At 47.4% G+C, this 13,401-nt stretch carries 16 protein-coding genes, 1 pseudogene and 1 riboswitch; of the genes and pseudogenes, 3 read left to right on the plus strand and 14 right to left on the minus strand.

The annotated features are described in order from the left end of the window. Nucleotides 1-12: 12 nt before the first annotated feature. A riboswitch (SAM riboswitch) is annotated at nucleotides 13-140 on the minus strand. Between the two features lie 536 nt (nucleotides 141-676). Beyond that, nucleotides 677-1,612 carry a magnesium/cobalt transporter CorA gene (gene corA, locus AZ66_RS00830; RefSeq protein ID WP_021261992.1) on the plus strand — a complete coding sequence of 312 codons (936 nt, stop codon included), beginning with the start codon at nucleotides 677-679 and terminating at the stop codon, nucleotides 1,610-1,612. An 81-nt stretch (nucleotides 1,613-1,693) separates the two neighbouring features. On the opposite strand, the gene AZ66_RS00835 is transcribed toward corA, so the two are convergent. Continuing rightward, nucleotides 1,694-2,059: a winged helix-turn-helix transcriptional regulator gene (locus tag AZ66_RS00835; protein ID WP_044353190.1), complete on the minus strand. Its 366-nt coding sequence runs from the start codon at nucleotides 2,057-2,059 to the stop codon at nucleotides 1,694-1,696. 151 nt (nucleotides 2,060-2,210) lie between these two features. On the opposite strand from AZ66_RS00835, the gene AZ66_RS00840 reads away from it, so the two are divergent. Further along, nucleotides 2,211-3,299, plus strand: a complete 1,089-nt coding sequence (locus AZ66_RS00840) for an LLM class flavin-dependent oxidoreductase (RefSeq protein ID WP_044353191.1) — start codon at nucleotides 2,211-2,213, stop codon at nucleotides 3,297-3,299. A 124-nt stretch (nucleotides 3,300-3,423) separates the two neighbouring features. On the opposite strand, the gene AZ66_RS00845 is transcribed toward AZ66_RS00840, so the two are convergent. Beyond that, nucleotides 3,424-4,485: an HRDC domain-containing protein gene (locus AZ66_RS00845; RefSeq protein WP_044353192.1), complete on the minus strand. Its 1,062-nt coding sequence runs from the start codon at nucleotides 4,483-4,485 to the stop codon at nucleotides 3,424-3,426. 281 nt (nucleotides 4,486-4,766) lie between these two features. On the opposite strand from AZ66_RS00845, the gene AZ66_RS00850 reads away from it, so the two are divergent. Further along, a complete protein-coding gene (locus AZ66_RS00850; protein WP_021261995.1) occupies nucleotides 4,767-5,063 on the plus strand; it encodes a DUF3055 domain-containing protein in 297 nt (98 codons plus the stop codon). A 99-nt stretch (nucleotides 5,064-5,162) separates the two neighbouring features. Here the strand turns inward: AZ66_RS00850 and AZ66_RS00855 are convergent, their stop codons facing one another. From AZ66_RS00855 to AZ66_RS00905, 12 genes and pseudogenes are all read right to left on the minus strand, one after another. Beyond that, entirely contained in the window at nucleotides 5,163-6,053 is an 891-nt protein-coding gene (locus AZ66_RS00855) for a 5'-3' exonuclease (protein ID WP_044353193.1), read from the minus strand. Nucleotides 6,054-6,170: 117 nt separating this feature from the next. Next, nucleotides 6,171-6,296 (minus strand): CBS domain-containing protein, encoded by a 126-nt coding sequence (locus AZ66_RS33670; RefSeq protein WP_442950263.1) that lies wholly within the window; start codon nucleotides 6,294-6,296, stop codon nucleotides 6,171-6,173. Nucleotides 6,297-6,372: 76 nt separating this feature from the next. Further along, nucleotides 6,373-6,588 (minus strand): annotated as a pseudogene (locus tag AZ66_RS33675) (magnesium transporter); the annotation flags it as partial. 59 nt (nucleotides 6,589-6,647) lie between these two features. After that, complete coding sequence (locus AZ66_RS00865; protein WP_021261998.1) at nucleotides 6,648-7,352, minus strand: MgtC/SapB family protein; 705 nt, start codon at nucleotides 7,350-7,352, stop codon at nucleotides 6,648-6,650. Between the two features lie 473 nt (nucleotides 7,353-7,825). Further along, nucleotides 7,826-8,197 carry an arsenate reductase family protein gene (locus AZ66_RS00870; protein WP_044353195.1) on the minus strand — a complete coding sequence of 124 codons (372 nt, stop codon included), beginning with the start codon at nucleotides 8,195-8,197 and terminating at the stop codon, nucleotides 7,826-7,828. A 32-nt stretch (nucleotides 8,198-8,229) separates the two neighbouring features. Continuing rightward, nucleotides 8,230-9,237, minus strand: coding sequence for an RluA family pseudouridine synthase (locus tag AZ66_RS00875; protein ID WP_044353196.1), 1,008 nt, complete (start codon nucleotides 9,235-9,237; stop codon nucleotides 8,230-8,232). Then, entirely contained in the window at nucleotides 9,234-9,821 is a 588-nt protein-coding gene (locus AZ66_RS00880; protein WP_021262001.1) for a cob(I)yrinic acid a,c-diamide adenosyltransferase, read from the minus strand. Before AZ66_RS00880 ends, AZ66_RS00875 begins: the two co-directional genes overlap by 4 nt. Nucleotides 9,822-9,886: 65 nt before the next feature. Next, nucleotides 9,887-10,453, minus strand: coding sequence for an adenosylcobinamide-phosphate guanylyltransferase (locus AZ66_RS00885; protein ID WP_044353197.1), 567 nt, complete (start codon nucleotides 10,451-10,453; stop codon nucleotides 9,887-9,889). An 88-nt stretch (nucleotides 10,454-10,541) separates the two neighbouring features. Further along, complete coding sequence (locus AZ66_RS00890) at nucleotides 10,542-11,081, minus strand: hypothetical protein (protein ID WP_044353198.1); 540 nt, start codon at nucleotides 11,079-11,081, stop codon at nucleotides 10,542-10,544. 132 nt (nucleotides 11,082-11,213) lie between these two features. Next, nucleotides 11,214-11,474 (minus strand): aspartyl-phosphate phosphatase Spo0E family protein, encoded by a 261-nt coding sequence (locus AZ66_RS00895; protein WP_021254576.1) that lies wholly within the window; start codon nucleotides 11,472-11,474, stop codon nucleotides 11,214-11,216. A gap of 147 nt (nucleotides 11,475-11,621) precedes the next feature. Beyond that, nucleotides 11,622-12,830 carry an aminotransferase class I/II-fold pyridoxal phosphate-dependent enzyme gene (locus tag AZ66_RS00900; RefSeq protein ID WP_044353199.1) on the minus strand — a complete coding sequence of 403 codons (1,209 nt, stop codon included), beginning with the start codon at nucleotides 12,828-12,830 and terminating at the stop codon, nucleotides 11,622-11,624. 13 nt (nucleotides 12,831-12,843) lie between these two features. Next, nucleotides 12,844-13,344: an Lrp/AsnC family transcriptional regulator gene (locus AZ66_RS00905; RefSeq protein ID WP_021254574.1), complete on the minus strand. Its 501-nt coding sequence runs from the start codon at nucleotides 13,342-13,344 to the stop codon at nucleotides 12,844-12,846. Between the last annotated feature and the right edge of the window lie 57 nt (nucleotides 13,345-13,401).

The raw sequence follows: 13,401 nt of genomic DNA on the forward strand, positions 1-13,401 counted from the left end.
GCTCATGAGCCTCTCTCATCTGTCAGTAACGACTTCCATCGTTCCTGCAAGAATTAGCACCGTGCATCGCGCTTCATATGTGCGCATTGCCGGTTGCCGGGCTTCATCGGGCTTGTCCCTCCACCTACTCTTGATAAGATTGCTTATATGAATATTCATTTGATTTGGTCTTGGTAATAATGTACGGCAAAGAGAAGCTGTTCGTCAAGAGGTGAACACAACAAAAATTCACGATTCCACCCCCTTCGCATACGATGCATTATTGACGAATTCCGCCAATGGATTTTGTCTTGAAAGGTTGAAGTACGAGCGTTATACTTAACAAGGTGCATCGAGGCCTTAACTTTTCAATGAAGGCAACAATCATTCCTTCACTGGGCGCATGATGTATAAAGTCACGTACAATTATTCAAGCTGAGGTGAGTTCGGATGGATGGCGACCCGAGGTCGTTCCGTAGTACGTACGTACAACCGAATATTACGATTCGACAGGCAGCGGCAAGTTCGCAGTCCAATGTCGGGATTCGTGCCTCTGCGAGAACCTAGTTCACTAATTGTGCCTAGGCTTATATCACGTGCGCGAACGACGGACTGCGCATGCCCAACCTTGTCGAGTCGTCTGTAACATTAGACGATGCGCATGTCGCAATGGCGACAGCGCCAAGGAGTGAGTGCAATGAAAATCCGTCTGGTCAACGAGGGCGTCTTCACGACTGAGGAAGATATCAATGTCGCATTAACACCGCCAGAGAATGGCTTCTACTGGATCGATGCTGACATTGAGGATTTGGTCGTTCTGCAGCCATTATTCAGCATGCATGATTTGGCAGTTGAGGACTGCATGAGTGAAGAAGAGCAGCGTCCCAAAATCGAAATTTATGAAGGTCATTATTTTATCGTGTTCAACAGCATTCGCTTTGACGATGAAGAGATCTTTTTACGCTCATTGAACATTTTCCTCGGCAAACACTTCATTATTACCGTAACGAAGCAGAAGATTAACGAGCTGCGTATGGTGAAGCCTGTATTGTGGGAGCAGCAAGCGAGCACCCCTGACCTTATGCTCTACCTGCTCATTGACTTGGTTGTCGACAACTACTTCACAGTAGGAGATCGAATTGAAGCGAAGATCGACAAGCTTGAGGAAGAGCTCATTATGAGCACGAAGAAAGAACATCTCAATGAAATCATCAGCTTGCGAAGTGAGATTCTGTGGCTCAAGAAGGGTCTTGGCCCTCAAAAAGAGGTATTGCTTGTCCTCTATCGTAAGGAATTGCGATTGATCGGCGATGACCTGCAGAAGTACTTCCAGGATATTTACGAGAATGCCGTCAAAGTATCGGAGACATTCGAAACGTTCCGCGACCTCATGGGCAACTTACGTGAATCTTATCAGCTTAGCATCGCGAATCGCGCAAACGATATTATGAGAGTGTTCACAGCCATTACAACTATATTCATGCCGCTAACCTTAATAACAGGGATCTACGGCATGAACTTCGGATATATTCCAATTATGGACTGGGAGTACGGCTCCTTGTATATGATCGGATTCATGCTTGCGCTTGGTATCTTTATGTTCTACTTATTCCGCAAGAAAGACTGGATTTAATATTCAGCGGGGGTGTTCGAAAGTCATTTGATAATGACCTTGAACACCCCCACTTTATTTTCTTTGCATTACTAGCCTAAACTATTTTATTGGAGAACGATCGCCTGTCGAATGATCAGAACCCTGTTCCAAGTGAGACAAGTGAGCCATTCCCCAATCCTGGAGCGATTGCAGGATCGGAATAATGTTTCGCCCATATGCAGTAAGTGAATACTCCACTCGTGGCGGTACTTCCGCGTATATTACACGACTTACAACGTCATGTTCTTCTAGCTCTCTCAAGTGAGATGTTAACATTTTCTGAGTGATTTCTGGTATGAATCGTCTTAGCTCATTAAAGCGAACCGAATCGGACTGAGCCAATCGATATAAAATACGCGGTTTCCATTTCCCCGTAATGACATCAATGGCCGAGTAAGCTCCCGGACATTTCCCTTCCGTCCCCATAAACCCAACATCCCCCATCAATGGTATCTTCAATGATACTATACCACTTTATAGTGCCTTCTTTTCAACTCCCCTAATAAACATCATAATTCAATTGCAGCGAAGAGAATTCACATCATGTTCCCAACCAACAATATGAGGTGAAATATTGATGAAGAAGAGTGATGTTCAACGTAATAAAAGCCAAGCTGGAATCGAGATAGGAGTCTACACGTTCGGGGACGTTATTCAAGATCCTTTGACTCGACGCGCGATTAGTCCCAAACAGCGTCTTGAGGAAATTGTAGCCGCAGCCAAGCTAGCCGACGAAGCCGGCCTCGATGTGTTCGGTGTTGGAGAACACCATCGATTAGATTTTGCTGTATCGGCTACACCTGTCGTATTGGGTGCGATCGCCTCAGTCACCAAGCAAATTCGATTGACTAGTGCCACCACGGTGCTAGGCAGCTCAGATCCGGTGCTTGTGTTCGAAGATTATGCGACACTCGATTTGCTATCGAACGGACGTGCAGAAATTATCGCTGGCCGTGGCGCATTTGTCGAATCGTTTCCTCTGTTCGGTTACGATCAGGCAGATTATGAAAAATTGTTCTCGGAGAAAATTGACCTGCTGCTTCAACTTAACGCCAAAGAACGCATTACCTGGAATGGCAGTCTCCGCAAGCCCCTTGTCGATGTCGAAATAGCGCCACGGCCGGCGCAACAAGCACTGCCCATCTGGGTCGGCGTCGGGGGAACGCAGGAGAGCGCGATTCGGGCTGGTAGATTGGGGACGAATATGGCGATGGCTATATTAGGGGGCGAATTTGCAAGGTTCAAGCCGTTGGTAGAAGTATATCGCGAGGCAGGAAGCAGGGCCGGCCACGACCAAGAAAAACTCCAAATAGCCGTAACGAGTCACGGTTACATCGCCAAAACATCGCAGCAAGCAATGGATGAATTCTATCCTTACTACGCGAATTACTACAAGCACTTTATGCGACGAAGCGGCCGTGATTCCAACATAACCTTCGGTGACTTCGAGCAGTTGGTTGGCCCAGATCAAGGCCTCTTTGTCGGAAGCCCGCAGCAAATCATCGAGAAGATTCTCCGCCAGCACGAATTATTCGGACATAAACGCTTCATCGCCCAGATCGATATTGGCGGCCTCCCGTACTCGAAAGTCGCAGCAGCTATCGAATTATTAGCTGCTGAAGTTGCTCCTGTCATACGCAAAGAGACAGGATATATTCATCAATGATTCAACCGTATGCAAATCAAAAAACATCCCGCTCCACCTTCGAATATGGAGCGGGGTGTTGCTACTCAGCATTGAAAATTCATTAACGAGCTCGGCATACGCCCTTCGAATCATGTGGCATTTGTCAGCTAGCCGCCTGTGCAAGTCTGCCGCTTCTCGCTCTGCTTCGATGCAGAAGCCGCAGCAATCGAATCCGCTCATAGTTCGCTTGTACCTCGGCATAGGATTCGTCCAATGCCGATTCTCCAAATGCCTTCACATAGATTGGCTTCAAGTATTCATCGCCCAGTTCATCGAATGCCAGCTCTATCGTTGCCCGCTGCTCTTCCGTCATAGATTGAAGCTCCGATTCAACCAGCATGCACACATTATAGCCTTCACGTTCTACCGCCTCAATGCGCATAATGAGTTCACGCCGATCTACCTGAAGAAGCTCGATCAATTGCGCAATCGACAACTGCTGCTGCAAGCCTTCCAGCAATACACGGCGATCTGTCAGCTTGGAGAGCTCTTGGTTCTGCTTCGATTCCCATTCGGAATAGACCCACTTCGCGAACTCCTCTTCGGATACAACGGAGGATATCCAATCCAGCGGGAAAGCCGTCGTCCTCTCGAATCGCTTCGCAATTGCAATGATATCGGCTCCATACGATGTCAGCTTCGCATCCCCGAACCCAGGAAGCTGCTTCAGCTCTTCCAAGGTGTGCGGAAGCAAGGCACTGACCATACGAAGCATACGATTCGTTGCAATCCAATAAGGGGCCCGGCGCAGCTTACTCGCCGTCTCCCTACGCCACTTCGCAAGCTGTTCATATACCTCAGAACGGGCATATAGATCCGCATAGCAGGCAACCCATTCATTGCGTTCCTTCATTCTGCGCTCGTGTATATCGGCCTCCGGCACAAAACCAATAGTCAGACGGTACCCAGCGTGCAGCAAGCGTGCCATGCCACGCCGCATAGCCGCCCGCATCTCGGCCCATACCGTCCCCTCGAACCATACTTCGGCAGGCTGTCCATCTGGTTCCCAGAGTAAGATCCACTTCCCCTCATCTACTCCAGCCGTAACTAATCCATATGAGGTATCACGAGAAGAATCTACTCCCCTCTTCCGCTTACGCGGAGACACCATCTCCCCATCGTCCAGCACCATTCGCTCCAATCTGGCCATCCATACAATTTGCATCAACTATACCCTCCCTATTCGATAGACCTGATAATGTGAAACAACATCTCCGATTGCTTGCGACCTTCTATTCACTTCTTTCGGACAAAAAGAAAGCACCTCATCACGGTGCGTATATACGCATCGCAATGAGGTGCTTCCTCGTCCTAGTTATGAATTTATTACCATTATAGCATGCTCTTCTCAAGTGTCAATTCCTGTATTTCTATTTCTAAATGTTGGACGCTACTATATAATAATATCATTCTTATTGGAGCAGCAGATAAGGAGGCTAATAAACAATGAGCAATCACGATCTTGATTTTCTATCGGACAGCACAGAGACGACAACGACACGCTTCATCACCTTTGTAGGGCACAGCTATCGGCGCTTTGATTTGGCAATTACATCTACAGGCCGTTTTTACGGCAAGAAGCTCGTTACCGACTTGCAGAGCGGGCTGACCGCCATTCTCGGACAGGACGATCTCAAGGAAGAAGGCTATTTAGAATCCTTTTATCGTTTGTCGGAGGAAGAGGGAGAAGAGCTTCGAGGCTTCCTGTACATGGTCATAGGTGAGGCGCATTTCACCGATTAAGCTGATGACTCGGATGCACGAACCCAACTTCATACAGCACTAATGATCAAAAAAGGGAGGAGCTTCTGCTCCTCCCCTTCATTCTACCGCCCATGTTCGTTACATTCCGACGTACGATATCATACTTTTCATTTCTAGACGCTCAAATATTGCACTGACGGACTCGAGCTCTGGCGTAAATACACAGACATCCATCTGGCATTCTACCGGCACATCGCAGTTGATGCGTGCAAGCTGTCGGGACAAATGGAGCATCTCAAGGTCGGACTCAATCTTCGTCCGTACACCTTTCGCAAGCTCCGGCAAATTCTCCAAAATTCCCTCAATGCTCTGATATTGCTGGATCAGCTTATGTGCTGTTTTCTCACCTATCCCTTTCACGCCTGGATAGTTGTCCGCAGTATCTCCCATAAGCCCCTTCACATCAACCACCTGCTCTGGAGTCAGCTGACGCTCCTCCATGAGTGACAATGGAGAATAGACTGCATAATTGCCATGTCCCTTCTTCATGATGACCACAGTCGTCCGTTCATGAACGAGCTGCAGCATATCGTGGTCGCCTGTCAGGACATAGACATGCATATCATCACGGAATAAGCGCGACAAGGTTCCGATACAGTCATCTGCCTCGAATCCTTCAGCCGATATATTAGGGATGCCGAATCCATCCATTACATCCCGAATGAGTTGAAATTGTGGTACCAGATCCTCTGGGCAATCGGGACGATTTGCTTTGTACGCTGTAAACTGTTCTGAGCGAAATGTCTTGCTCCCGAGATCCCAGCAGCATGCAATATGCGTTGGCTCGAACCGTTCTACTGCATCCCAGAAATATCTCATAAAGCCATACACCGCATTCGTTGGTGTTCCATCCTTCATTCGACGAATAGAACCGCCGTACGCAGTAGCGAAATAGGCGCGAAATAAGAGCGCCATTCCATCAACGAGCAGTAAGCGCTGCTCCTTATTATCATTCAATTGTACTTCCATCGGTATGGATTACCCCTTTCGCTTCAATGCCTATCGTCAAGTATATCATAATTCCTACAATCACTAGATAACGGATTCTGCCAAGCAAGGAACCCATACTCATTCTTTCTATTTATGCTACAAATGAGACATTACATCATCAAAAGTCACGATCCCGACTAACCGACTGCCCTCCGTTACTACCGGAACAGCCAGAAGGCCATACTTCCTTAATAATGTCCAAGACATCCGCCTGCGGTGCATCTGGTTCGATCGTAACGAGATGCGGATTCATCATCTCATGCACCGACCGCTCGGGCGAAGAGATAAGAAAATCACGTAGTGACACAACGCCGAGCAACATATCCCGCTCATCGGTCACATACAAATAGTAAATAGTCTCCACATTCGTCAAGCAACGGCGCAGCCAATCAAGAACCTCAGCAATTGTATCTGTCGTACGGATTCGGATGACCTCCGTTGTCATAAGTGATCCAGCTGTACCTTCTGGGTAAGCGAGCAATTGCTTAATGTCCTCTGCCTCTTCCTTCTCCATATGATCAAGATAGAAATCCGCTTCTTGATAAGACAGCAATCCATCTCCTTGGGCTCTACTTACAATTGCTCAATCTCTACGCTCACAACATGCTCAATCTTCTTGATGTAATAATAGATTTCCGTCAAGTATTGATTGCTTGGCACAGATAGCACTAGGTCAATGCGCTGACGATCCTTATCCAGATCCTTGAGCTTAAAGTGGCGGATATGGAACTCATCTGCATCTGTTCGATCCTTACGCTGAATCTTCTTAATGAGATCCGTCATTCGGTGGTTCGATTCTACGACGATCTTCAACGCCACATCATGCCGGTTCAACCTAGCAGGAGCAATCATCTTAATTAGTCCCGGAATGAGATTGACAGCCGTAATCAACAGCGCCGCACCGCAAGTCGCTTCCAAATAGAATCCAGCCCCAATCGCCACACCGAGAGCAGACGCCGACCAGATTAATGCTGCAGAAGTGAGACCGGAAATAACCTCATTGCTTCTTCGCAAGATAACACCCGCCCCAATAAAACCGACCCCGCTTATGATCTGAGCTGCCAAGCGCATTGGATCCATATTCGGATGGTTAGTGCCGCCGAACTTCCCGAATGCCTCAATTGACACAATCGTGACCAGACAGCTAGCAATGCATATGACCATACTCGGTCTCAGTCCAAGCTGTTTTTGCTTAATTTGTCTGTCGAGACCAATCAACAAACCGAATAATAGCGCCAAACCGAGCTTCATCATCATTTCCAATGTCAAAAATATCATGTCGATCACCTGCTTACCCAAATTCAACTTACTCAATTTCAAATTAATCAAATTCAACATCTGCTACAAAAAAACATCTACACGCAAAAAAAGCCCCCTCGCAAAGAGAGAGCTTGATTTCATCCAGCAAGTCGATTCCTCACACGTCAAATAAGCCTACTGATTCTTCTCGTGCATACAGGATGCAAGACGATTCAGGGCACAACAAGACATGGGAGGGTCGCTTGTATAGGACACATCCTCTCTACGAGTGTATATCAGTTGTCGCAAATGACTTGGACTGCCTTCCACCATTACCCTCCCCTTTCATTGCAAGTTAAATACTTCCATGAGGAATCATACTTGTTCGTTCACGTGATGTCAACCATCATCTTCCTTGTCTTGCATACATCTGTTAACACTGTTCATGTTAACCTGTCAACCTGAACAGCTACCTGTGTGCTGCTTGTCAGGATCGATAGTTGCAAACCTTTTTAATGCTTGGAGGCCGTGCCCCACGCTTCTGCAAACATCTCTTCCTTGAAGCCAACTGTTGCTCGATATCCATCTGTAACAATAGGACGCTTGATCAGCTTGCCATTCGATGCCAGCAAATTCAACTGTTCCTGCTCGCTCATTGTTGGCAGCTTGTCCTTAAGCTGCATCGCCTTGTATACTTCGCCAGACGTATTGAAGAATTTCTTCAATTCCAATCCGCTTCTGGCAACTAATGCGCGCAATTCCTCGCTGCTTGGCGGCTCCTCTACGATCGGGATCAATGCAACATCATAGCCTTGTACCTTGAGCCACTGCACTGCTTTACGACAAGTGCCGCATTTGGCATATTGATATACAGTAACGTTCATATGTCATGTAACTCCTCTCATAACATCATTCATTATTGCTCGCTCCATCCAATAAGCCGATCACGCAGTTCTACTAATTCCTGAGGAAGCTCAGCCTTGAAGTGAAGCTTATCCCCACTCATCGGGTGTGTAAACCGCAGCTCAGAGGCATGAAGCGCATGCCGCGTTAATGGCTCCACCGCTGCCTGAAGCAAAGGAGTATTCACCAAATTAGGATCAGCATAGAACTTATCGCCCAGCAGCGGACTTCCGATATGCTTCATATGCACCCGGATTTGATGAGTACGTCCCGTCTCCAGTCGGCAGCTTACTCTTGCGGCTTGTCCATGGTAGGATTCCAGCACACGATAATGCGTGATGGAATCGTATCCATCCGGTGTCACGACACGAAGATGAGGCTGCTCCTTGTCTCTATCGATTGGAGCATGTACCGTCCCTTCCTCCTCACGAGGAATCCCAAATACAAATGCCTCATACTGCTTCCACACCTCATTCTTCTGCATCTGATCCGATAATTGATGATGAGCGTGGCCGTGCTTCGCAACAATAAGCAGCCCAGAGGTCTCTTGATCGAGTCGATTCGCCGGGCGAAAGCGGGTTCGCTCCCCACGCATCCGCCAATGATAGACAACTCCATTTGCCAATGTCCCATTCGGATATCCCTTGGTTGGATGGACAACTATGCCTGCCTGCTTATTGAGCACGAGAATATCCTCATCCTCGTACACAATCTGAATCGGGATAGGCTCTGGTTCGATTGTATCCACATAATCCTCTGCAATCTCCACCCGGATCAGATCACCCGCACGAAGCTTGTCGCGCACCGTAAGAATTCTGCCATTGTATTCTGTACCGCCATTTACTGTTATCGCCTGTTCCAGTGTCTTCAGCCGCTTCAATATACGCCTCGACAAGTTCAGTCTGGAACGGAGAACGGTTCTGAGCTGAATCCCTTCTTCACTCTCAGGCACTACATAGGACAGCTCAGCCGCAATCTCCCCGGATAAACCGTCTGCCTCTTGCTTCTCTTCTTCAATCATGCATCATGCTGCTCCTTCTTCCTGAACACGTCAGCACTTCTCACATATTCCTGATCCTGAACGCCAACGAGACCATTAGCTCGGCGTGCCACTGCAAAGAAATAGTCTGACAATCGATTCACATATTTCATTACTTCGACATGTACGGTCTCCTGATGCGAGAGCGTAACGAGCTGACGCTCCGCTCTTCGACACACAGTTCGACATATATGCAAGGCTGCTGCTGCCTCGGATCCTCCTGGCAAAATGAACTTTGTGATCGGTTCATTCGCAGCCTCATGTTCGTCCATCCATTTCTCGAGCTGCTCCACCTGTTCTGGACGAATTTTATAAATGAATTTCCCCTGCTTCTGCTCCGCATAAGCGGTATCGGCTCCGCAATCGAACAGTTCATGCTGGATCACGGATAACTGCTCCCGTAGTGCTTTCATTTCATCTCCATGGCAGCAAGTAATCGCCCAGCCGACGAATGAATTCAGCTCATCAAGCTCCCCATAAGCTGCTACCCGCAAATGATCCTTCGGTACCCGACCACCTATCAACGATGTCGTTCCTTCATCACCCGTACGCGTATATAACTTCATTTGCTATGCCCCCTCATTACCGTTCTATCCTGGGCTTAATGTCCTCTCCACGTGCACATTGCTATTTACTTTCGTTTCCGCTTCGCGCTAATGTCCTCTGGAATTCCTGATGTCATTCGGAACCATTGTGTACTCCGCTTTACAACCTCGCGATTCAGAGCGGCGTGCTGCACAATGTACTCAACTTCAAGCGGATTCGTGAACGGTGTGTAGCCTGGCGGCTCGTTCGTAATAATGAACAGCTTGCCTTGAAAGATGAACAATGCCTCTTGCAGTTCCATCCGCGCAGCTGTCAATCGCCCAGCGTATTCAGCAAGATTCTGCTTATTGTCCATTTCCTCCATAATTCGTTCGTGTGCGCCATGCAAATACGAGGTAACGCTATCAATGACAAGTACACGCCGGTCGGCCCGGTACATATTGGATTGCTCATTGATTCGATGCAGAACTTCTGGCAATGCACATTCCGTATCAATTGTCTGCCATGTGAAATGGGGTGGCGCAGGCAATTCATCCGGAAGCGGCGTAAGACGGGTCGTCATGTAGAACCCTTCACGCCCGAACGTTGCAGCATAATGCATTGCAAATGATGTTTTCCCGCTCCCGGTGCTTCCTGTTACACCAATGATCACGAGCGCTCCCCCCCTTTCACCTATGATGTCTTACCGTGATGTCCAATGATTGTTATCTATCTGTACAGTTTGTCCGAATCAAGCCACCTTACTTCTCTTCAGCAAGAGCCCTAAGTATCTCAACGGATCTGGCTTCATCTGGTGTTCGTGAAGGAATCGTAACAGACAGCCCCTTTTCCTGAATGCCATGTTTCTTCAAGATAGGCAGCTTCTCTGCAGACAACGAGAATAAGAAAGTTCCTTTATTCTCATCCTTGCCTTCATATACAGCACCGTCATACACGCCTTCGTTATATTTTTTGGCATCAAAATACTTATCGAGAGCTACGTGTCCACCCTGAGGAGCCATTCTCTTCGCGTCCTCCTCTGGAATGACCATTACACTATTCTCTCCAGCCGCATATTCCACAAACAACTTCTCGATGCTGTACAACGGTGAAGCGACGACTTGGACTGTGAATTTATTCTCAAACGTCTTATTCAGATCATCCTGCAGTGCACTTGTCATTTCGGGAGGTAATGACGATGATGTCATGATGAATACCGTAGCATCGGCTTTAGGCCCTCCACAACCACTTACAAGCACAAGCAATACCGCTAGAACACCGATCCATCTCCAATTACGCATGATAGCCTGTCCCCTCTCCACGTTGCCCCATATAAATGTATTATCCGTTTAATAAATCCCAACCTTCACTATATCATAAACAACATAGGCAAAAAAAGAAGACTCCTCATAGGAGTCTTCCTCACGCACCATCTATTTCATCGATTGTGACTTCATATATTCATTAATCTTCAAGTCCAACATGCTGCTAATCTCGATTACTGTCTCTGCAGTAAAGGACTGCTCCTCTTGGAACATCTGCTCCATTTGCTTGCGAAGGACAAGGATCTCATACTCAAGCGCCAATAGCTTGGACGAAATGTTTCTTGTTCTGCCCGACCATCTTACATGAGATCTATCTTCTCTCACTGAACTATGCGGATACGACGTCAAGGTATAGTTCGAACAAAACAATCGACCTTTCCTCCCTTCATGGCGATTCTAGAATATCCTAGAGTTCTCCAGTTGTTCCATAACATGGGACAGTTCTGCGAGACATGTTATATTATACCAGAGGGAAAGAAAGAAAACTAGTTCATTTTCGTTGATTATGAATAATTATCACATTTCTTGCTTCATCTTGTCGAGGAAACGACCCATTCGATCAAGGGCTTCATTCAATTGCGCAACTGATGTCGCATAAGAGCAGCGAATATGACCTTCTCCTCCTAAGCCGAACACATCACCCGGAACAGCCGCAACCTTCGCTTCGAACAACAACCGATGGGCAAATTGCTCTGAAGTAAGTCCAGTTGACTTAATGGATGGGAATGCATAAAAAGCTCCTTGCGGCTCATGGCATTCCAGACCAATTTCGCGGAATCCGTTCACAACAAGACGTCTGCGCTGATTGTACGACTCCATCATATGATCCTTCTCGCTCATCCCATTGCGCAATGCTTCAAGGGCGGCTATCTGTCCCATTATCGGTGCACACATGACCGTATATTGATGAATCTTCATCATCGCGGCAATGATCTCCGGATGACCGCATGCATACCCCATCCGCCAGCCAGTCATGGCAAATGCCTTGGAGAATCCGCTGACAAGCACTGTTCTGTCCTTCATGCCTGGAATGGATGCGAAGCTGACATGCTTCTGATCATAAGTCAATTCAGCATAAATCTCGTCTGAAATGACGATCAAATCATGTTCTTCAACAATCTTTGCGATCGGGAGCCAATCCTCATAGGTCATAATACCGCCTGTTGGATTACTCGGATAGCATAAAATCAGTACCTTGGATTTCGGTGTAAGCTTAGCCTTCAATGCCTCCTCAGTCAGCTTGAACTGATTAGCAGCATCCGTCTCAATTCCTACCGCTACCCCACCACCAATCGACACGATCGGCGAATATGAGATATAACACGGTTCCGGGATAAGGATTTCATCGCCTGGAGCAACCAGCGTCCGCAGAGCCAGATCAATGGCTTCCGATCCGCCAACGGTAACAAGCACTTCATCTGACGGTTCATATTTTACTTGGAATGAATTGTTCAAATATTCTGCAATCGCTTCGCGCAGTTCCAGCATCCCTGCATTGGATGTGTACTTCGTACGACCACGCTCTAACGAATATACACAAGCTTCTCGAACATGCCAAGGCGTGCAGAAATCCGGTTCCCCGACACCGAGTGTGATGATGTCCTTGCTGGCGTTAGCCAAGTCGAAGAACTTACGAATACCGGATGGCGCAATGTCACGTACCAATGGGTTAATATAGTCGCTCATGGAGCGTACGCCAGCTTGCTTCTCTTCTTCCTTAATCATGGCACTTCACCTTTCACGGGGTAATTACGAGACGATGATCGTCCTCGCGCTCTTCATAAATAATGCCGTCCTGCTTATACTTCTTCAGGATGAAGTGTGTCTTCGTCGACAATACCGATTCAATCGGAGACAGCTTGTCGGATACGAAGGAAGCTACTTCACGCAAGTTCTTTCCTTCTACCTCAACTAGTAAATCATAGGCGCCAGACATCAAGTATACGGACTTCACTTGTGGGAATAAGTATATTCGCTCTGCAATACCCTCGAAGCCACGACCACGCTCTGGAGTTATTTGCACTTCAATAAGGGCGGTTACAGTCTCATCATCAACCTTGCTCCAATTCACTACCGTTGCATATTTAACAATAACGTGCTCTTCTTCCATCTCGGCAATCGCAGTGCGAACTTTCTCTTCGTCAACACCAAGCATCGTAGCGATGAGCGCCGGGGAACGACGCGCGTCCTCTTTTAACAATTTAAGTATGCTAATATTAAAATCGCTCAAATCCTTCATATTCGATCCTCCCTCGACCTGCAGTGGCAAGCCGACTTAGTGTAAATATGCTACATA

It is taken from the genome of Paenibacillus sp. E194 (genome assembly GCF_000935845.1).
GTDB classification, from domain to species: domain Bacteria; phylum Bacillota; class Bacilli; order Paenibacillales; family Paenibacillaceae; genus Paenibacillus_B; species Paenibacillus_B alvei_B.